Source organism: Nonomuraea sp. NPDC049758, from assembly GCF_040674635.1.
GTDB lineage: Bacteria > Actinomycetota > Actinomycetes > Streptosporangiales > Streptosporangiaceae > Nonomuraea.
On record NZ_JBFAMZ010000034.1, the window covers coordinates 45,464 to 64,761 of the forward strand.

The 19,298-nt window shown below is 69.9% G+C and carries 17 protein-coding genes; 5 read left to right on the forward strand and 12 right to left on the reverse strand.

Annotation, left to right across the window (positions count from 1 at the left end):
- Window positions 1–114: 114 nt before the first annotated feature.
- Window positions 115–501: a VOC family protein gene (locus tag AB0J46_RS47785; protein WP_352352390.1), complete on the forward strand. Its 387-nt coding sequence runs from the start codon at window positions 115–117 to the stop codon at window positions 499–501.
- 252 nt (window positions 502–753) lie between these two features.
- Window positions 754–948, forward strand: a complete 195-nt coding sequence (locus AB0J46_RS47790; protein WP_352352391.1) for a DUF3046 domain-containing protein — start codon at window positions 754–756, stop codon at window positions 946–948.
- 29 nt (window positions 949–977) lie between these two features.
- Here the strand turns inward: AB0J46_RS47790 and AB0J46_RS47795 are convergent, their stop codons facing one another.
- Window positions 978–1,244: a hypothetical protein gene (locus tag AB0J46_RS47795; RefSeq protein WP_358291898.1), complete on the reverse strand. Its 267-nt coding sequence runs from the start codon at window positions 1,242–1,244 to the stop codon at window positions 978–980.
- 657 nt (window positions 1,245–1,901) lie between these two features.
- Between AB0J46_RS47795 and recA the strand changes: the two genes are divergently transcribed.
- On the forward strand, window positions 1,902–2,996 hold the full coding sequence (gene recA / locus AB0J46_RS47800; RefSeq protein ID WP_352323144.1) for a recombinase RecA: 1,095 nt from the start codon (window positions 1,902–1,904) through the stop codon (window positions 2,994–2,996).
- A 257-nt stretch (window positions 2,997–3,253) separates the two neighbouring features.
- Here recA and AB0J46_RS47805 read toward each other — a convergent pair whose 3' ends face one another.
- A complete protein-coding gene (locus tag AB0J46_RS47805) occupies window positions 3,254–3,679 on the reverse strand; it encodes a hypothetical protein (protein WP_364342780.1) in 426 nt (141 codons plus the stop codon).
- 1,524 nt (window positions 3,680–5,203) lie between these two features.
- Between AB0J46_RS47805 and AB0J46_RS47810 the strand changes: the two genes are divergently transcribed.
- Window positions 5,204–5,647 carry a regulatory protein RecX gene (locus AB0J46_RS47810; protein WP_364342783.1) on the forward strand — a complete coding sequence of 148 codons (444 nt, stop codon included), beginning with the start codon at window positions 5,204–5,206 and terminating at the stop codon, window positions 5,645–5,647.
- A 169-nt stretch (window positions 5,648–5,816) separates the two neighbouring features.
- On the opposite strand, the gene AB0J46_RS47815 is transcribed toward AB0J46_RS47810, so the two are convergent.
- A complete protein-coding gene (locus AB0J46_RS47815) occupies window positions 5,817–6,218 on the reverse strand; it encodes an NUDIX domain-containing protein (RefSeq protein ID WP_364342786.1) in 402 nt (133 codons plus the stop codon).
- A 530-nt stretch (window positions 6,219–6,748) separates the two neighbouring features.
- On the opposite strand from AB0J46_RS47815, the gene rny reads away from it, so the two are divergent.
- Window positions 6,749–8,365 (forward strand): ribonuclease Y, encoded by a 1,617-nt coding sequence (gene rny / locus AB0J46_RS47820; protein WP_364342789.1) that lies wholly within the window; start codon window positions 6,749–6,751, stop codon window positions 8,363–8,365.
- A 225-nt stretch (window positions 8,366–8,590) separates the two neighbouring features.
- Here rny and AB0J46_RS47825 read toward each other — a convergent pair whose 3' ends face one another.
- The 9 genes from AB0J46_RS47825 to AB0J46_RS47865 form a co-directional block, all read right to left on the reverse strand.
- Window positions 8,591–9,553: an ABC transporter permease gene (locus tag AB0J46_RS47825; protein WP_352327360.1), complete on the reverse strand. Its 963-nt coding sequence runs from the start codon at window positions 9,551–9,553 to the stop codon at window positions 8,591–8,593.
- A 42-nt stretch (window positions 9,554–9,595) separates the two neighbouring features.
- A complete protein-coding gene (locus tag AB0J46_RS47830; RefSeq protein ID WP_364342792.1) occupies window positions 9,596–10,627 on the reverse strand; it encodes an ABC transporter permease in 1,032 nt (343 codons plus the stop codon).
- Entirely contained in the window at window positions 10,624–11,622 is a 999-nt protein-coding gene (locus AB0J46_RS47835; RefSeq protein ID WP_364342795.1) for a dipeptide ABC transporter ATP-binding protein, read from the reverse strand. The genes AB0J46_RS47830 and AB0J46_RS47835 overlap by 4 nt, the downstream gene beginning before the upstream one ends.
- On the reverse strand, window positions 11,622–12,659 hold the full coding sequence (locus tag AB0J46_RS47840; protein ID WP_364342798.1) for an ABC transporter ATP-binding protein: 1,038 nt from the start codon (window positions 12,657–12,659) through the stop codon (window positions 11,622–11,624). The genes AB0J46_RS47835 and AB0J46_RS47840 overlap by 1 nt, the downstream gene beginning before the upstream one ends.
- A 61-nt stretch (window positions 12,660–12,720) precedes the next feature.
- A complete protein-coding gene (locus AB0J46_RS47845; protein WP_364342801.1) occupies window positions 12,721–14,547 on the reverse strand; it encodes an ABC transporter substrate-binding protein in 1,827 nt (608 codons plus the stop codon).
- A gap of 203 nt (window positions 14,548–14,750) precedes the next feature.
- Window positions 14,751–16,556: a prolyl oligopeptidase family serine peptidase gene (locus AB0J46_RS47850; RefSeq protein ID WP_364342804.1), complete on the reverse strand. Its 1,806-nt coding sequence runs from the start codon at window positions 16,554–16,556 to the stop codon at window positions 14,751–14,753.
- 40 nt (window positions 16,557–16,596) lie between these two features.
- Window positions 16,597–17,454 carry a glutamate ABC transporter substrate-binding protein gene (locus tag AB0J46_RS47855; RefSeq protein ID WP_364342807.1) on the reverse strand — a complete coding sequence of 286 codons (858 nt, stop codon included), beginning with the start codon at window positions 17,452–17,454 and terminating at the stop codon, window positions 16,597–16,599.
- 133 nt (window positions 17,455–17,587) lie between these two features.
- Window positions 17,588–18,505, reverse strand: coding sequence for an amino acid ABC transporter permease (locus tag AB0J46_RS47860; RefSeq protein ID WP_364342810.1), 918 nt, complete (start codon window positions 18,503–18,505; stop codon window positions 17,588–17,590).
- Window positions 18,502–19,170, reverse strand: a complete 669-nt coding sequence (locus tag AB0J46_RS47865) for an amino acid ABC transporter permease (protein WP_352352405.1) — start codon at window positions 19,168–19,170, stop codon at window positions 18,502–18,504. Before AB0J46_RS47865 ends, AB0J46_RS47860 begins: the two co-directional genes overlap by 4 nt.
- Window positions 19,171–19,298 lie beyond the last annotated feature (128 nt).

Consider the following 19,298-nt stretch of genomic DNA (forward strand, 5'->3'; position numbering starts at 1 on the left):
CATACAGCGACCGTGACCATTGATTATGCCGCCGTCGAGACCCGACGCGCACAGTTGAGAAGCCAGTACGCCTTACCGCACCGGCCGTCGAGCAGCGCCCGTGGCCTGCATCACGTGGCCATGTTGTCGTCCGATGTGGAACGGACCATCAAGTTCTACCAGGAACTGCTGGAGTTCCCGCTGACGGAGATCATCGAGAACCGCGACTACAAGGGTTCGAGCCACTTCTTCTTCGACATCGGCAACGGCAACCTGCTCGCGTTCTTCGACTTCCCGGGGCTCGACCTCGGCCCGTACCAGGAGGTGCTCGGCGGGTTGCACCACGTGGCGATCTCCGTCGACCCCGCCACCTGGGAACGGCTGCGTGGCAAGCTGGAGATGGCCGGCGTGCCGCACCAGATCGAGAGCGGCGCCTCCATTTACTTCAAGGACCCCGACGGCGCCCGCCTGGAGCTGCTCGCCGACCATCTCGGTGAGATGTACGGTGCGCGAGTTCTGTGACGGTTCGTCCCGGCTCAGCGCCGTGACGCCCTGCGCGTACGCGGCCTGCCCGCACGCGGCTCCTGCCTGATTCCCGCGTGCCGCTCCGATCGCTGTCCCTTCTCCTTCTGGACGGCCTGCCGCATCGCGAGTGACAGCCGGCGGCGCCGCGTCCTGTTGGCCTTGGTCCTGGCGGTCTTCGGGGGTGAAGACTTGGGGGTCTTTGGCATGCGGATGTCTTACCCACACCTGACGCGATTCCATACTTGGTCCATGCGCCTGACCGAGTTCTGGAGACGGATGAACGTCCATTTCGGCGAGACCTATGCCGAGTCGTGGGCCCGCGACTACGTGATCGCCCCGCTGGGCGGCCGTACCGTCATCCAGGCGCTGGCCGACGGCGAGAGCGCCAAGACCGTGTGGCGGGCCGTGTGCCAGGTGGAGGACGTCTCGCCCGGGCTGCGCTGAAAACCCAGGTCGGGGACGTCCCATCCGGGCTACGTCGAGCCCAGCGTCCGGCGGAGTGCGTCCGCCGTGGCCTCCAGGTCGTCCGCGCTGCCCTGGCCGCCCGGCGACCACAACAACGTCCAGCCCCCGCTGGAGGGGGTGGCGAAGATGATCGTCTGGCGGCGCGTGCGCGGATGCCACACCCACAGCACCGGATCGTCGCCGCCGACCATGCGGCTGACCAGCCCCTGATGGGGCAGCAACTCGGCGAGCGCCTCCAGAAGGGTGCGTCGTTCCCCGGTGTAGCCACTCGCCACTTCGCCGCCTCCCAGCCAATCCCTTGCATGGGAGTCTCCCCAGCTCACGGCGTATGACAACACGTCGGCGGCAACCCGCGCGGGAGATCGCGAACGCCCTCGCCTCCCGCGCCCCGTGTGTCCCCCGGGCCCCGGTGCCCGCGCTCCCCGCGCCGGTGGGGAGAGCGTCCGTGACGTCTCCCCACGCGGCGACCCGCATCCTCCGGGACGGCTCAGGTCCGCGTTCTCCGGGACGGACCAGAGCCGTGTTCTTTGGGACGGGCCGGAGCCGCGTTTTCCTGGACGGGTCAGATGTCGCTCGTCCGCGAGGGACAGGCGTTCGTCGGACCCGGACCCAGGCAGCCGCCCGTGTGGGGGCACCCCATCACCTCCGCCCGCCGCGCCCGATCCCACGGCCGCGACCCCCCGGGCAGACCCCACGGCCAATCGGCCGGCAACCACCATGAACGCGAGCGACGTCCGAGCATCGGCCTCGCCCTCCTCTGAACACGTCGCATGCATCCCAGCAGCGTGTTCGTGATGTGATCGAACAGCCGTTCGGCTACGATGAACCTGCCGAACCCGGCCACGCCTTCCCCGACCGTCTCAGAAAATGTCGGTGGCAGGCCGTAGCTTTCACTCGACTGATCGGACCACGACCCTCCAGAGGGAGCTCCCATGGCTATCAACGACCGCGAGAAGGCCCTCGAGACCGCGCTCGCTCAGATCGAGCGGCAGTTCGGCAAGGGCTCCGTCATGCGACTGGGCGACGACGCCCGAGCCCCCATCGAGGTGATCCCCACCGGGTCGATCTCCCTTGACGTGGCCCTCGGCATCGGCGGCCTCCCGCGTGGGCGCATCGTCGAGATCTACGGCCCCGAGTCCTCGGGCAAGACCACGGTCGCCCTGCACGCGGTGGCCAACGCCCAGCGGGCCGGCGGCATCGCGGCGTTCATCGACGCCGAACACGCCCTTGACCCCGAATACGCCAAGAAGCTGGGCGTCGACACCGACGCCCTGCTGGTCTCCCAGCCCGACACCGGTGAGCAGGCGCTCGAGATCGCCGACATGCTGATCAGGTCCGGCGCGGTCGACATCATCGTCATCGACTCGGTGGCCGCCCTGGTGCCCAAGGCCGAGATCGAGGGCGAGATGGGCGACAGCCACGTCGGCCTCCAGGCCCGCCTCATGTCCCAGGCCCTGCGCAAGGTCGCCGGCGCGCTCAACAGCACCGGCACCACCGCGATCTTCATCAACCAGCTCCGCGAGAAGATCGGCGTCATGTTCGGCAGCCCCGAGACCACGACCGGTGGTAAGGCGCTCAAGTTCTACGCCTCCGTCCGCATGGACATCCGCCGCATCGAGACCCTGAAGGACGGCACGGAGGCGGTCGGCAACCGCACCCGGGTCAAGGTCGTCAAGAACAAGATGGCCCCGCCCTTCCGCGTCGCCGACTTCGACATCCTCTACGGCGTGGGCATCTCCCGCGAGGGCGGCCTCATCGACATGGGCGTCGAGCACGGCTTCGTCCGCAAGTCGGGCGCCTGGTACACCTACGAGGGCGACCAGTTGGGCCAGGGCAAGGAGAACGCGCGCAACTTCCTGAAGAACCACCCCGACATGGCCAACGAGATCGAGAAGAAGATCAAGGACAAGCTCGGGGTCGGTCCGAAGCTCGACACGCCCGCCGAGCCCGCCGCCGCCGTCCCGGCTCCCGCCGCCGCGCCCTCGGGCCGTGGCTCGAAGTCCACCCCCAAGCCGGGTGACGTCTGATCGGTCGGCGCATGAGTGACAGGGATCCGTCGCAGGCGCCCCGTTCCCAGGACTGGGGCGCATGGCCCGACCTCCCCGCCTCGGGGGAGCGCAGAAAGCGCGGACCCCGCGGCCCCCGGGCCACCCCCTCCGACCCAACGCCCACATCCACCACCCCCGAGCCGCCGACCTGGGCCACCCCGGCCGAGTCGGTGTCCGGGGCCACCACCCCGGAGCCGGTGACCCGGGCTACCGGCCGTCCGGCCTCGGGCAGGGGCTCACGCGGCGCCGACCTGGCCCGGTCGGCCGCGGACGGCTGGCCGTCGGTAGACGAATGGCACGAACAACGCGCCCGCCTCCGAGCCGCCGCCTCCGAGCCCCCCACCACCCCCGACGACGACCACTCGCCGACCGCCCACACCAGAGCAGATGACCCGGCTGCCCACGACGGACTGGCCGCCGCCGCTGATCCCGCTGGGGCCGCTGGCGTGGACGGCATGTCCGTCCATGATCAGGCGGACGATGCGGTCGTTCGCCACGAAGCGGACGACGTGGTGGTTCGCGACGATACGGACGACGTGGTGGTTCGCGACGATACGGACGACGTGGTGGTTCGCGACGATACGGACGACGTGGTCGTCTCTGCGCACGTGGACGATGAGGTCGTCCCTGCGCAGGTGGACAACGTGGTCGCCTCTGCGCACGTGGACGGCGAGGGTGTGTCGGGCTGGGGCACGGGCGGGCAGGCCGTTGTCGTGCCCCCGGCGTGGGGCCCCGGCCGGGAGATGGCCGCGCCGACCTTCCACTGGCCGGGCGACCCCCGCCCCCAGGCCGGCGAGAGAGATACGGGCTCAACTCGCGAAGCCGACGGGAGCCTGAGCAACAAGGCTGCGGTCGGGCTCAGTGAAGGAGCGCCCGTCGCCCCGGGCCATGAGGCTGACGTTGGGCCGCGCAGAAGGGCGGGCGTTGCGCCGGAAGGTGACGCCGGTGTTGGGCTGAGCGAAGGAACTGGCGTCACGCCGGGCAGTGAGGCCGATGTTGCGCTGAGCGGTGAAGCGGGTTTCGGGCTCAAGCCGCGCAGTGAGGTGTTCATGACGTGGCCGGGCGCTGAGCGTGGCGATCCGGCTGACCGGCCCACTCCCGCCCGGCTCCACTCGGCCGACCCCAGCGCTCAGAACGACGAAGCCGCCCCCGACGGCAGCCCGTCAGATCGTGGCCGAGCTGGTGGGCGGGGCAGTGGCCGGACCGGCGGACGGGCCAGCGGCCGGGCGTCCCGAGGGCGCTCGGACGAGGGCGCCGACGCGCCGATCTTCGTCTGGCCAGGCGAGCGTAAGACTCCTGCCGCCCCGGACACCGCTGCGAGCTTGCTTGCCGAAGACGCCCGCACCGAACCGGCCCGTAAGGGCAGTTCCGGAGGGCGTAAGAAGAAGGCCCAGATCGACGAGGGATTCGCCGGAAGCTCCCTGGACGAGCTGGGCGATCATGACGGTGAGGACGCTGCCGGGGATGCTGGGCGGCGTACGAGCAGGCGGAGGGCTCGGGACGGCGAGGGTTTCTCTGGGAGCCCTTCGGATGAGCTGAGTGGCCATGATGGCGAGGATGCTGCCGGCGTTGCTCCGCGGCGTACGAGCGCGCACGGAGATCAGGAGAATGAGGAAAGCTCCGGGGCGCGGTCGGCTGAGCTGAGTGGTCAGGATGACGATGGTGTCGCTGGGGAGCGCCTGCGGGAACGGGAAGATCCGTACGAGCCCGGCGGTGTTGGCGGAAGCCCGGAGAGTGAGGCTTCCTCCGAGGAGAAGCGCGGCGCCGATGAATGGCATTCTGAGGTGCTGGCCGGAAGCAGCTGGTTCGGCGATGAGCAGGACGCGGGTGGGAAGAAGCGTTCAGGCAAGGGGCGCCGGACAGGCGGCCGGAGCACTGGACGAGGGAGCGGCAGGGGGAGCGGACGCTTCGGAAGAGGCGCGACCGGCCGTGGCGACCCACCGTCCGACGGGTCGCCGTCTGACGGCCCAATGCACGACGGCCCAATGCACGACGGCCCAATGCACGACGGCCCAATGCACGACGGCCCAATGCACGACGGCCCAATGCGTGGCGGGCCACTGCGTGGCGGGTCATCGCGTGGCGGGCCGTTGCCTGATGGGCCGGACGTCGGCAGTTCCGCTGCGGCGGCGCCCGCGGCGGATCCGGAGTCCGTTGCGCGGGCCATCTGTCTTCGGCTGCTCACCATGGCTCCCAAGACGCGGGCGCAGCTCGCCGAGGCCCTTCGCAAGCGGGACGTACCGGATGAGGCTGCCGGAAAGGTGCTTGATCGGTTTGTCGAGCTCGGGCTGATCAATGACGAGGCGTTCGCGGAGGCATGGGTCGATTCCCGGCACCACGGTCGGGGCCTCGCGAAGCGTGCGCTTGCGGCCGAGTTGCGCCATCGAGGTGTGGACACCGAGACCGTGAAGGAAGCCGTGGAGCGCCTGGACTCCGACCAGGAGGCCGAGACGGCCCGACGGCTGGTGGACCGTAAGCTCGCCTCCACCCGATCCCTCGATTCGCAGACCCGTACGCGGCGTCTGGCCGGCATGCTCGCGCGCAAGGGGTATTCGTCGGGGCTGGCGTACCGGGTGATCCGGGAGGCTCTCGAACAGGAGGGCATCGACCTGGAGGACGACTTCTCCTGATCCCCAAGGTCCTCCACCTGACCCGCCACCAGGTCCGGAGCCCTCTCGCGCTCGGGGCTCGGGGGAGGGCCTGGAGGTCTCCTGCCCGATCAAGGGCTGGGGAGGGCCGAAAGGCTTGCGGGTCTGATCGTTGGATTCGGAGCTTCCCACGTGGATTGCGGGGGCGGGGTCAGGGGAGCTGGTTGGTCTGGTGGAGGTGGTCGAAGATGAGTTGGTCGACGGGGGATACGCGGTCGCGGTCGGCGTAGGTGAGCCAGGTGATCTCTTCGATCTCGTTGCCGGGTGTCGGGACTCCGTGGTGCTCGGCGGTGTAGCAGGTCATCCGTACGGTGACGCCGTCGGCGTGGCCGTGTGCCTGGGCGTGGAAGGTGCCCAGGTGGGTGGCGGTGGCCGGGATGATGGTGATGGAGAGTTCCTCGTCGATCTCGCGGATCAGGGTGTCGAGGTCGGTTTCGCCGGGCTCGCGTTTGCCGCCGGGGAGGTAGTAGGCGTTCTTGCCTCGTGAGCGGGTGCTGAGGATCTTGCTGTTGTCCAGGTGGATCCAGGCGATCTTGTCGATGAGGTTATTCACCGTGTGCTCCTGTTGGGGCGGGCGAGCCGGGCGTCGGGCGTTCGAAGAGTTTCTCGCGGGCGACGGGGGACGTAGGGCTGGGGGTGCCCGTCGGAGGCCTACGGTTTCATGGCCGATGGATCGCTGGATGCGGATTGTGGGCTTTGTCTGGGCTATGGGGGTTGGAGAGGTGCGGGTGGGGGACAAATGGGGGTGATCGTGGGTTATGTGGTTGATTGGGGAGATGCGGGCCCGTAAGACACGCTTGAGGACGCGTTTGCTTGCTCGTGACCTGTTCGACGCATAACCTCGACGGCAGTGAGGAGTTACTCCGCGCAGCGCGGATTGCCATACCGGTGAACGACGGACGAACGAGCTCGGTTGATCGAGGCAGGCGAGGTGTCGGCTATGGGGGCCGATGCCCGGTCCGCCTTGGCCTGACATCGGCCCTGGAGACGACGCCGACCGGGCTTTCCGTGGCGCGCACGTGACCCCTCCCGTTTTGGGTCCGCGTTATGAGGTGTTGACGACGCGAGGAGGGCGGGGCGCGCATGCAGCCGCTTGTCGTGGTGCTGATGGTGGCGGTGCTCGTGCTCGCGTTCGGGATGATCGTGGCGCTGCTCGTCGTCATACGCCGTACCTCCAGCGGTTTGCCCCGGAAGTCCGAGCCGAGTCCTGAGCAGGTGGAAGCCGTACACGCGGAGCTTGAGGAGGCGCGGGAACGGGCCAAAGAGATCCGCGCCAAGGCGGAGAGCGACGCCGAGGAGATCCTGCGCAGGTCGGAGAGCGCCGTCGAGAGCGCCGCGCAGATGCGGCGGGAGGTCGAGGAGGAGAGCCGGATCCTGAAGTCCGAGCTCAAGGAGCTCCGGACCGATCTCGAACGCAGGGAGGCCAGGCTGGCCGAGCGCGAGCAGCGGCTCGACGAGGAGGCCAGGCGGCAGTCCGAGCGGGACAGGAAGCTGGCCGAGACCGAGGTCGAGCTGGCCGACCGGCGCGAGGAACTGCTCCAGGTCGAGGACGAGCGGCGGGTGATCCTGGAACGGGTCGCCGGGCTGACGGGGGAGCAGGCCAAGTCCGAGCTGGTCAAGGAGATCGAGAACCAGGCCAAGCGCGAGGCGGCGCTGATCATCAGGGAGATCGAGGGTGAGGCGCGCAAGGAGGGCGAGAAGCGGGCCACCAAGATCGTGACGCTGGCGGTCCAGCGGGTGGCGGCCGAGCAGACGGCGGAGTCGGTCGTCAGCGTGCTGCATCTGCCCGGTGACGAGATGAAGGGCCGGATCATCGGGCGTGAAGGACGAAACATCCGGGCGTTCGAGTCGACCACCGGCGTGAACCTGATCATCGATGACACGCCGGAGGCGGTGTTGTTGTCGTGTTTCGACCCGGTTCGCAGGGAAACGGCGCGGCTCACGCTGGAGAAGCTGGTGCTGGACGGGCGCATCCATCCGCAGCGCATCGAGGAGGCGCACGACCGCAGCCGCCAGGAGGTCCAGGACCTCTGCGCGCGGGCCGGCGAGGACGCGCTGGTCGAGCTGGGCATCACGGACATGCATCCCGAGCTGACACTGCTGCTCGGGCAGCTTCGGTACCGCACCTCCTACGGTCAGAACGTGCTCAAGCACCTCATCGAGTCCGCGCACATCGCCGGGATCATGGCGGCCGAGCTGAAGATGAACCAGCAGCTCATGAAGCGGTGCGCGCTGCTGCACGACATCGGCAAGGCTCTCACGCACGAGGTCGAGGGCAGTCACGCGCTGATCGGCGCCGAGATCGCCCGCCGGTACGGCGAGCAGGAGGACGTGGTGCACGCCATCGAGGCGCACCACAACGAGGTCGAGGTCCGTACGGTCGAGGCGGTGCTCACGCAGGCGGCCGACGCCATCAGCGGCAGCCGTCCGGGGGCGCGCAGGGAGTCGCTGGAGGCGTACGTCAAGCGGCTGGAGCGGCTGGAGGAGATCGCGCAGTCGTACGAGGGCGTGGAGAAGGTGTTCGCCATGCAGGCCGGGCGGGAGATCCGGGTCATGGTCAAGCCGGACGCGATCGACGACATCCAGGCGCAGGTGATCGCCCGGGACGTGGCCAAGCAGGTGGAGGAGGAGCTGACGTACCCGGGGCAGATCCGGATCACGGTGGTGCGCGAGTCCCGCGCCACCGAGTTCGCCCGCTGATCCCGAGGACGCCACCCGCCGGTCCCAAGCAGGCCCGCTCATTCCGAGCCCCTTCCGAGCCCCTTCCGAGCCCCTTCCGAGGAGGCTGGGAGCGCGGGGCAGGGGCGGAGCGTCCAAAGGCGCAGATCAGGCCGATGCGAAGCCTCCTGACGGGCGAGATGGTTGCGAGGGCGGCGCGTCGGCGGGCGCGCGTGGTGCGCCCGCCGGGAGGCGTCGCTCGCATCGTCAGGCCAGACGGATCCGGGGGTCCAGGAGCCCGTAGGCGATGTCCACGATCAGGTTCGCCACCACCACGGCGGTGGTGGCCAGGATGACGACGCCCATGATCACCGGCAGGTCCCCGCTGATGAACGCCTGAACCACCGCCTGCCCGATGCCGCCGAGCCCGAAGACCGACTCCGTCACCACCAGACCGCCGATCAGCGTGCCGATGTCCACGCCGAGCTGGGTCACCACGGGGGTCAGCGCGGCGCGCAGGCCGTGCCGGTAGATGACGCGGCCCTCGGGCACGCCCTTGGCGCGGGCCGTACGGATGTAGTCCTCGCCCAGGACGTCCAGCATGGACCCCCGGGTGAGCCGGGCGTACGAGGCCGCCTGGACCATGGCCAACGTGATCCACGGCAGGATCAGGTGCCGGGCCCATTCGCCGGGGTTCTCGGAGAAGGGCACGTAGGAGTCGGGCGGCAGGATCGGGGCGCCCGCCATGGTGAGCTGGAAGAAGAAGAAATACAGCAGCAGCAGGCCGACGACGAACGTCGGCATCGAGACCCCGGCCAGGGCCAGCGTGGTCAGGGCGCGGTCGAGGAACGAGCGTACGCGGGTGGCGCTGAGCACGCCGGCGCCGACGCCGACGCAGAGCCACAGGACGGCGCCGCCGAGCACCAGCGAGAACGTCGGCGGGAAGTCCTGGGCGAGCAGCTTGCCCACCGATTCGCCCGAGAAGTACGACTGGCCCAGATCGCCGTGCAGGAGCCGGCCCAGGTAGTCGAAGTACTGGACGATGGTGGGACGGTCGAGGCCGAGGTTGTGCCGGATCAGGTCGACCTGCTCGGGGGTGGCCTGGCGGCCGGCCAGCGTACGGGCGGGGTCGCCGGGGGCGACGAAGAACAGGAAAAACGTGCCCAGGGAGACCAGCCACAACACCAGCACCCCGAGCAGGGTCCGCCGCAGCAGGAACCGTCGCAACATCAGCCCTCCACCTCCTGAAGCAACCCCGGCATCCCACCCCGGTCACGAAGCATCGGCATCGGACCCCCCAGCACCGGCATCGGACCCACCGGCGGCGGGCGCGGACGCCGGAGCGGAGGCCGCGCGCCGGTTCCGCCGTCGCCGGCGGCTGAACAGCCGTTCCATCCGGGGATCGATGGCGTCCCTGATCCCGTCGCCCACCAGGTTGAACGCCAGCGTCGTGATCAGCAGTGAGGCCGCCGGGAAGCCCAGATACCAGTACGCCACCCGGTAGAACCCCTGGGCCTCGCTCAGCAGGTTCCCCCACGACGGGGTAGGGGGAACGATCCCGAGCCCCAGATAGGACAAGGTGGACTCGAACACGATCGCGGCCGGCACCAGCAGCGTGGTGAGGACGATGACGGGGGCCAGCAGGTTCGGCAGGATGTCCACGAACATGATCCGCGCGTCGCCGGCCCCCATGGACCGGGCCGCCTCCACGTACTCGCGTTCCTTGAGCGACAACGTCTGGCCGCGCACCACGCGGGCGATCGCCGCCCAGGAGTAGAACGAGATCACCCCGATCGTCGCGGTCAGCGAGGGCCCGGCGATGGACACCACCGCGATCGCGAAGATCAGGTACGGGAACGACAGGACCACGTCCATGAGCCGGGACAGGATGGTGTCGATGACGCCGCCGTAGTACCCGGCCAGCAGCCCGATGACGACCCCGATCAGCGCCGCCACGCCGGTCGCGACCACGCCGACGAGCAGCGAGACGCGCGCGCCGTACAGGACCCTGATGAACAGGTCGCGGCCGAGGCGGTCGGTGCCGAACCAGAACTCGCCGTTGGGCCCGACGGGCAGGCCCTGGTCGGTGATGCCGGTGTCGCGGAACTGCTCGTCGGGGTCGTGGCCGTTCCACGCCGAGATCAGCGGCGCGGCCAGCGCGAGCAGGCACAGCAGCACGACGACGATGCCCGAGATCAGGGCCACCCGGTCGGACCTGATCCGCGCCCAGGCGAGCTGCCAGGGGCTGCGTCCGGCGATCGTGCGGTCGGTGACGACGTCCGGACGGATCTCCGTGAGAGTCATGCGGTCCTCCCGGCGGTCAGGTCCTCGCCCGCCTCGACGGGGTAGTGACAGGCCACCAGGTGCTCCTGGGGCACCAGCAGCGGTTCCTCGGCCGAGCAGCGTTCGCGCGCCTTCGGGCACCGCGGATGGAAGCGGCAGCCGGTGGGCGGGTCGATCGGCGAGGGCACGTCGCCGGTGAGGATGATGCGGTGCCGCCGTTCGGCCTCGTCGGGGTCGGCCACGGCGGTCGCCGACAGCAGCGCGTTCGTGTACGGATGGCGGGGCACGGCGTGCAGTTCCTCAGCGGTGGCCAGTTCGGCCACCTTGCCCAGGTACATGACCGCGATCCGGTCGCTGACGTGCCGCACCACCGACAGGTCGTGGGCGATGAACAGGTACGTCAGCCCGAAGTCGTCCTGGAGGTCCTTGAGCAGGTTGAGGATCTGGGCCTGGATGGACACGTCGAGCGCCGACACCGGCTCGTCGCAGATGATCAGCCGGGGCCGCAGCGCGAGCGCCCGCGCGACCCCGATGCGCTGCCGCTGCCCGCCGGAGAACTCGGCGGGGAACCGGTTGTAGTGCTCGGGGTTGAGCCCGACCCGTTCCATCAGCTCCTGGACGGTCCGCCGCAGCTCCTGGCCGCTCTGCACCCGATGGATGACGAGCGGGTCGGCGATGATCGAGCCGACCCGCCGGCGCGGGTTCAGCGAGCCGTACGGGTCCTGGAAGATCACCTGGATGTCGCGCCGGTAGGGCCGCATCCGGCGCCGCGGCAGGTTCGTGATGTCGGCGCCGTCGAAGCGCACGCTGCCGGAGGTGATGGGATGCAGGCCCGCGATGCACCGGGCCAGCGTGGACTTGCCGCAGCCGGTCTCGCCGACCAGGCCGAGCGTCTCGCCGGGCGACAGCGAGAGGCTGACGCCGTCGACGGCTCTGACCTGGCCGATCGTCTGCTTGATCAGCATGCCGCTGGTGATGGGGAAGTGTTTGACCAGGTTCTCGACTTCGAGCAGCATCAGGCCTCCTCCGCCGTGCCGAGCACCGCCCGCTTGCGCAGCGCCTCGGCCTCCGCGCCGAGCCCGATCGCCTCGTGCGGCAGCCAGCACGCCGAGGCGTGCCCGCGCGCGCCCGTGATGGAGGCCAGCGGCGGCCGTTCGGCGGGACAGACCGGCATCACGTACGGGCAGCGCGGATGGAAGGCGCACCCGGACGGGATCGCGATCAGGCTCGGCGGCGAACCGGGGATGGGCCGCAGCCGTCCGCCGCGGTCGCCGGTGCTGCCCGGGATCGACTCCAGCAGGCCCTTGGTGTACGGGTGGTGCGGTTGGTAGTAGAGCGTGCGCCGGTCGGCCCGCTCGACGACGAGCCCGGCGTACATGACAAGCACCTCGTCGGCCATGCCGGCCACGACGCCGAGGTCGTGCGTGATGAGGACGAGCGCGATGTCGAACTCGGCCTGCACCCGCCCGATCAGCTCAAGGATCTGCGCCTGAACGGTCGCGTCCAGCGCGGTGGTGGGCTCGTCGGCGACGATGAGCTTGGGGTTGAGCGCGAGCGACATGGCGATCATCGCCCGTTGCCGCATGCCGCCGGAGAACTGGTGGGGGTAGTCGTCCACCCTGCGGTCGGGACGGGGGATGCCCACCAGGCCCAGCAGCTCGACGGCCCGTTTCCTGGCCTCGGCGCGGCGGGTGCCGGGATTGTGGACGCGGATCAGCTCCTCGATCTGCCAGCCGACCTTGTAGAGCGGGTGGAGGCTGGTCAGCGGGTCCTGGAAGACCACGCTGATCTCCGCGCCGCGGATGCGGCGAAGCTGTTCGTTGTCGAGTCCGAGCAGGTCGACGCCCTCGAACAGGGCCGTGCCCCTGATGTCGGCGTCGGGGGTCAGCCCGAGTATCGCCTGGGTGCTCACGGTCTTGCCGCTGCCGGACTCGCCGACGATCGCCAGAGTCTGGCCGCGGTCGACGGTGAACGACAGCCCCCGCACCGCCTGGACCACGCCGTCGGAGGTGGGGAAGGACACCTGGAGGTCGGTTACCTCAAGCAGGCTCATATGTCTCCCTCGCGGCCGCCCCGCGGGCCCGCCTGCCGGCGCGCCCGCGGGACGCCGGTCGTCAAGGCGTGTTGGGGTTCAGCCAGAGGTTGGTGACGTCGTAAATCTGGTACGACGGCAGGTACAGGGCGTTCTGCACCCGCTTGTTCTTGTAGAGCGGCGTGTTCTGGTTGTTCAGCGGCACGATCACCGCGTCGCCCAGCACCGTCTGGTCGGCCTCGTGCCACAGCGCCGCGGCCTTGGCCTGGTCGGTCTCGGCGAGCGCCCGCTTGATCAGGTCGTCCACCTTGGGGTTGCTGTAGCAGCCGTAGTTGCTGGTGCCGGCGTTGCAGTTGGTCTGGAACAGCGGCTGCATGACCGCGCGGCCGTTGTTGCCGTACCAGTCGGGGATCCAGCCGGGGGCCGACAGGTCCCATTCGCTGTTCTTGGCGTGCGAGGGCGTCTGCAGGTAGGTGTAGTAGTCGCCCTGGCGCAGCGGCAGGCCCTTGACGGTGATGCCGCACTTCTTCAGGTCGGCCGAGTACGACTGGTAGTTGGCCGGGTGGTTGCCCGCGTTGCGGAAGGCGCCGATGAGGGTCAGCCCGTTGGGGTAGCCGGCCTCGCTCAGCAGTTGCTTGCACTTGGCGGGGTCGCCCTGGTCACCAGGCGTCGGGTACGGGTTGTACTCCTGGTAGCCGATGTTGCCGGGCGGGATGACCGTGTGCAGCGCGGTCGCGACGTCGGCGCCGCCGTAGATCTTGGCGATGGCGGTCTTGTTGATCGCGTACTCGATGGCCTGGCGGACCTTGAGCTTGCCCATCGCCCCGCCGGCGTTCTTGCTCTGCAGGTTGAACACCACGTACGGGTTCGTCACCGCGCCGGGGAAGATCGTGAAGTTGGGGTCGTTGCTCTTGAGCTGCGGGATCTGCGAGGTCGGCACCGGCAGGTCCCACGACAGGTCGGCGCTGCCGGCCTCGATCTGCTGCTGGACCGCGTCGGGCTCGCCGACGCCCATCTTGACGTCGATGGCGTTGACGTACTGGTGCCTGATCGGGTCGGACTCCTGCTTCCAGGCCGGGTTCTTCTCCAGCCGGATCGACTTGGTGGCCACGTACGAGGTGATCTTGTACGGGCCGTTGGAGATCACGTGCTGGCGGAAGGTGGCGTCGTCGGGGACGTACTGGTCGTACTCCTGCGGCGCCGCCGAGGCGAAGTTCAGGGCCAGGATGTTGAGGAAGTCACCGGCCGGCTGGGTCAGGGTGAAGACGACCGTCTTGTCGTCCTTGGCCTGCACACCGGCGATGTCGTGGCCGTTCTGGAAGTCGGCCAGGGCCTTGGCGGTGGGCTTGGCCTTCTCGAACGCCTTGATGTAGGCGTCGCAGTACTCGGCCATGCCCTTGATCGTGCTGGTGTAGTAGCCGGGCGCGCCGGAGCCCGCCACCGGGTTGCAGATGCGCTTGAACCCGCGGACGAAGTCGCCCGCCGTCACCGGCCGCGGCGGCTGGGTGTCCCACTGCACGCCGTCGCGCAACTTGATCGTGTACGTGAGCTTGTCGGCGCTCAGGCCGCCGTTCGCCTCGGTGGGCAGTTCGGTCGCTATGTCGGGCAGCACCTCGTAGCCCTTGGTGGTGTCGGCTCCCGCCGCGACGCCCTGGAGGGCGTACAGCTGGCGCGAGTAGCCGCGCATGATCCCGATGGTGACGACGTAGTAGATGCTGGTCGGGTCGAGATGGTCGACGTCGCCCGAGCCCACGAGCCTGAGCGTGCCGCCCGTGACGGGGCTTCCGGAGCTCTGGCTCGCTGCGGGGGGCGGAGCGGATTTGCTGGTTCCGTTCTGCGTCGCGCAGGAGGTGGCGAGCAGAGTTGCCGCCGCCACCGTGATGATGCTGAGATGGCGCAAGCTGGCCATCTGGCCTCCCTCGTGCCGAGATGGGGGTGTTGTTGGCTGGCACAGCTGGGGCGCGCGTCGTGGCCGCGACGTGCGCCCCACGTTTACTGAGACGAGCAACCCACGCCGGAGGAAGACTGTCGAGGTCGGTTACGTAACTGTTTGCGACTAGCGACTGGTCGGTAATGCTGATTCAGTACGGGAATTGTCTGGAGATCGCGACATTAACTGAATAGCTGCTGGTAGAAAGCCAGCTCGGCGGCCAGGGCCGCGACCCGCGTCTCCAATCGGCGAAATCCATGGGATTCGCCGTCGAAAGCGAGATAAGTGCACGAGACGCCGCGCTCGGACAATGCGTCGGCGAAGGCCGTCGACTGCTCGGGCGGCACCACCGGGTCGTCGAGCCCCTGCAGCAGCAGCATCGGGCAGGACACCCCGTCGACCAGGCCGAGCGGCTCCCTGGAGGCGTAGACGGCCGGGTCGTCGCCGACCAGCCACTCGACGTAACGGGACTCGAAGTCGTGGGTGTGCGCGGCGAGCGGCGCGAGCGCGCTGACGCCGTAGTAGGACACCCCGCCCGCGAACACGCCGGAACGGCAGCAGGCGGCCATCACCGTCCAGCCGCCCGCGCTGCCGCCGCGCACCGCGATCTGGGCCGGATCGGCCAGCCCGGAGTCGGCCAGCCACTGGGCGGCGGCGACGGTGTCGGCGACGTCGACCAGCCCCCACTGGCCGCGCAGCCGCTCCCGGTAGGCGCGGCCGTAGCCGGTGGAGCCGCCGTAGTTGACGTCGAGCACGCCGATGCCGCGCGAGGTCAGGAATGCCTTCTCCAGGTCGAGCGCCGTGTCGGCGTGCGCGGTCGGGCCGCCGTGCACGAACACCACGAACGGCGTCGGCTCCTCGGCGACCTGGTGCAGGAAGGCGTGGACGGGCCGCTCGCCCGGCACGACCACCGGCCGCGGATCGGGCACCCCGGACAGGTCGGGCAGGCGCTCGCCGGACCCCGCCAGCGGCTCGGCCCGCCCGGAGACGACGTCGACCCGCACGACCGAGCGCAGCAGCCGGGCGGCGTGGCCGACGCCCGTCACGGACATGCCGTCGGCCGCGAGCGCGGCCTGCCATCCCGTGTAGGGCAGGTCGAGGTCGTGGAGCGCGCCCGTGGCCGGGTCGAGCACGCCCAGCCGCAGGTCGCCGCGCCCGTGCAGGACGGCGAGCCGCCCGTCGCCGAGCACGGTGTAGGGCGCGCCGCCGAGCTGCCACGGCGGCTGCGTGAACTCCTCCTCGGCCGGGCACAACGCCCGCGGCGCGGCGCCGTCGAGGCCGCACTCGTAGAGGTTCCACCAGCCGGAGCGGTCGGAGACCAGGTAGAGGGTGGCGTCGTCCTTCCAGGCGGGCGACAGGACGGACTCCGCCTCGCCGCCCAGCACCGTGCGGGCCTGCCCGTCGCACAGCCGGACGACGCGCAGCTCGGTGCCGTCCCAGGGCATGCGGGGGTGGTTCCAGCAGACGTAGGCCAGGTGGGCGCCGTCGGGGGACAGGACGGGGGAGGCGTAGAAGTCGTGGCCGCGGGCCCGCTCCCGGGGCTCGCCGCCGTCCAGCGGGATCGACACGACGGACCGGGTGATCTTGCCGTGCTCGTCGTGGCGCTCGCGCACCGCCCAGACCTCGCCGTCGTGGACACTCAGGTCGGCGTAGCGGGAACCCTCGGCGGTGAGAGGTTTCGGCTGGCCGTTTTGCCCGAGAAGGTACAGGCGCTGGTCGGCCAGACCGGCGAAGACCACGTCGCCGCCGGGCGTCACGGCATAGGGACGGCCGCCGTACTCGTGGACCCTCGTGCGCGCGCTCCAGGGGGCGGGCAGCAGGTCATGGCAAGTGCCGTCGGCCTCGCGGCGGACGATCGCGGTGCGGCCGCCCTCGCCAGGACGGTCTTCGGTCCACCACACCCGGCCGCCCTGCGCGACGGGCCAGCCGGGCCGCAGACCGGCGGCGGCGACGTCGCGGGCGGAGATGGGGGACGGCCAGAAAGGCATACCCGCATCCTGCCGGAAGATCCGGGGCCGTGGGGCGCGATCAAGAACATCTCTCCTGCGGCGGCATCGAGGTGGGCAGGTTGAGCCCGGTGTCGCCGAACCACTTGCGCAGCAGGCGCGTGGCCGTCCCGTCCCGCCACATCTCGACCACGGCCTGCTCGGCGGCCTCGCAGGTGACGATGTCGCCCTTCTTCAGGCCGATGGCGTACCGCTCGTCGGTGAAGGGGTCGTTCAGCAGCCGGAACAGGCCGGGGGCCTGCTGGGCGAAGCCGGCCAGGGTCAGGTCCTCGGTGGAGACGGCGTCCAGCTCGTCGTCGCTGAGCTTGCGCACGCAGTCGGAGTAGTTGGCCGCGGGCACGGCCACGACGGGCAGGTCGAGCTTGCCGTCCGGCGGCGGGTCGGCGACGCGCTTGAAGGAGTTGGAGCCCGGCACCTGGCACACGCGCTTGCCCCGCAGGTCGTCGACGTTGCGGATGGACGCGTCCTCGGCCCGGACCATCGTGTCCTGGTGCACGAGCACGTACGGGCCGGCGAAGGTCACCTTGGGCCTGCGGGCCTCGGTGATGGAGTAGGTGGCGAACACCATGTCCACGGTGCCGTTCTGGAGCAGCGCCTCGCGGCCCGCCGCCGGCGCCTCCCGCCAGGTGATGCGCACGGGCCGGCCGCGGGCCAGCTTGGCGACGACGTACCGGGCGACGTCCACGTCGAAGCCCACGGGATCGCCGGGACCGGCCTTCAGGCCCAGGCTCGGCTGGTCCCACTTGGTGCCCACGATGACCTGGCCGGTGCCCCTGATCTTGCCCACGACGTCGGAGTAGGCGCCGCCGCCGCCGCACGCCACCGGTACGGCGAACGCGGCCGTGCCGGCCAGCGCCACCACGACTCCACGTATCCGCACGCACAGGAGTCTGTGGGCTCGGCGGCCCGGTGGGCGCGGTCTGCGTGCCGCACCGGCGAAGATCTGAGGCTTTCTTTACGAGACGGCGGCGGGACGGGAACCCCGCCGCCGTGCTCCTCACTGCGCCCGCAGGTCACTCCACGGGGATGTCGGGCGCCATGCCGCCGCCCTCGGTGCCCTGGCCGGTGGCGACGCCGACGGAGGCCGCGCCGGGGGTGGCGATCGGCCGCGCCGAGGTCTTCCTGCTGCGCCGGCTGCGCCGCTCCAGCAGGGTGGCCAGGTAGCTCAGCGTCATGTTGAGCGCCACGTAGATGACGCCGATGACGATCGCCGCCGGGATCAGCGAGCCGAAGTACGCGGCCGGCAGGATCTTGAACCCGGTGTTGAGCAGGTCGACGTAGGCGATGATGTAGCCGAGCGCGGTGTCCTTCAGCAGCACCACGAGCTGGCTGACGATCGCCGGCATCATCGTCGTGACCGCCTGCGGCAGCAGCACCAGGCGCAGCACCTGGTTCTTGCGCATGCCCACCGCGTAGGCGGCCTCGGCCTGCCCCTTGGGGATGGCGTGCACGCCCGCGCGCACGATCTCCGCAAGCACCGAGCCGTTGTAGAACATCAGGCCCAGCACCACCGCGATGAAGGCGTAGTCGCCGCCACCGGCGATGGCCGGGGCCAGGTAGAAGATGAAGAAGATCAGCAGCAGCAGCGGGATGGACCTGAAGATCTCCACCGCCGCGGCCGCCGGCACCCTGATCCAGGCGTGGTCGGAGAGCCTGGCCAGGCCGAAGACCGCGCCGAAGACCAGCGCGAGCACCGCCGCGGCGGCCGCCGCCTCCAGCGTGCCGAGCAGGCCCGGCAGGATGAACTCCTGCCACACCTCGGCCGTCAGGAACGGCTGCCAGATCTTGCCGTCCCACTGGCCCTTGGCGTCGAAGCCCCGGTAGACGAAGTACGCGACGGCCAGGACCGCCACGACACTGATCGCCGTCAGCAGGTGGTTGCGCAGCCGGGCCCGCGGTCCGGGGGCGTCGAACAGGACGGACGCGCTCATCGTGCCACCGCCAGACGCCGGGCCAGCCAGCCGGAGAAGAAGCCGATCGGCATGGTCACGATCATGAAGGCCACGACCACCCCGAGGAAGATCGGGATCGAGGCCCCCGTGGTGTCGAACGTGAGCTTCATCTCGGCGGCCACGTCGGCGGCGTACCCGCCGGCGACCGCCACCGTCGTGTTCTTGATCATGGCGATCATCACGCTGGCCAGCGGCGCGATGACCGATCGGAACGCCTGCGGCAGGATGATCAGCCGCAGCGTCTGCATGAAGCTCAGCCCGATCGCGCGGGCCGCCTCCGCCTGTCCCATCGGGACCGTGTTGATGCCCGAGCGCACCGCCTCGCACACGAACGCCGACGTGTAGATCGACAGGCCCATCGAGACGATCCAGAAGGAGTTCGTCCGCGGCTCGCCGGAGAAGACGAGGCCGAGCTTGTCGCTCAGGCCCAGCGCCGAGAACGCCAGCACCAGGGTGAGGGGGGTGTTGCGCACCACGTTCACATAGACCGTGCCCACCGCGCGCAGCACGGGCGTCGGGGAGACGCGCATCCCGGCCAGGACCGTCCCGAGGACGAGCGAGACGACCGCGGCCACGAGCGCGATCCTGATGTTCCCCCAGAAGCCCATCGCGAGGTCGGGCAGGTACTTGATTAGTTCATCCATCGTGCTCCACCGCATAGAGCGGCGGGGGGCGGGGTGCCCGCCCCCCCCACAGGGGTGTAAAGTAGGAAAACACCGCCCGGGGGGGCGGGTACGCAAGCAGCAGGCCCGCGAATACGGCCCCACCCATA

Coding starts and splice junctions, on each gene's coding strand:
- AB0J46_RS47825 (WP_352327360.1), bottom strand. CDS start 9,553: ATGTTGCGACGGTTCCTGCTGCGGCGGACCCTGCTCGGGGTGCTGGTG.
- AB0J46_RS47865 (WP_352352405.1), bottom strand. CDS start 19,170: ATGGATGAACTAATCAAGTACCTGCCCGACCTCGCGATGGGCTTCTGG.
- AB0J46_RS47835 (WP_364342795.1), bottom strand. CDS start 11,622: ATGCTGCTCGAAGTCGAGAACCTGGTCAAACACTTCCCCATCACCAGC.
- AB0J46_RS47850 (WP_364342804.1), bottom strand. CDS start 16,556: ATGCCTTTCTGGCCGTCCCCCATCTCCGCCCGCGACGTCGCCGCCGCC.
- AB0J46_RS47830 (WP_364342792.1), bottom strand. CDS start 10,627: ATGACTCTCACGGAGATCCGTCCGGACGTCGTCACCGACCGCACGATC.
- AB0J46_RS47790 (WP_352352391.1), top strand. CDS start 754: ATGCGCCTGACCGAGTTCTGGAGACGGATGAACGTCCATTTCGGCGAG.
- rny (WP_364342789.1), top strand. CDS start 6,749: ATGCAGCCGCTTGTCGTGGTGCTGATGGTGGCGGTGCTCGTGCTCGCG.
- AB0J46_RS47860 (WP_364342810.1), bottom strand. CDS start 18,505: ATGAGCGCGTCCGTCCTGTTCGACGCCCCCGGACCGCGGGCCCGGCTG.
- AB0J46_RS47840 (WP_364342798.1), bottom strand. CDS start 12,659: ATGAGCCTGCTTGAGGTAACCGACCTCCAGGTGTCCTTCCCCACCTCC.
- AB0J46_RS47810 (WP_364342783.1), top strand. CDS start 5,204: ATGGCTCCCAAGACGCGGGCGCAGCTCGCCGAGGCCCTTCGCAAGCGG.
- AB0J46_RS47845 (WP_364342801.1), bottom strand. CDS start 14,547: ATGGCCAGCTTGCGCCATCTCAGCATCATCACGGTGGCGGCGGCAACT.
- recA (WP_352323144.1), top strand. CDS start 1,902: ATGGCTATCAACGACCGCGAGAAGGCCCTCGAGACCGCGCTCGCTCAG.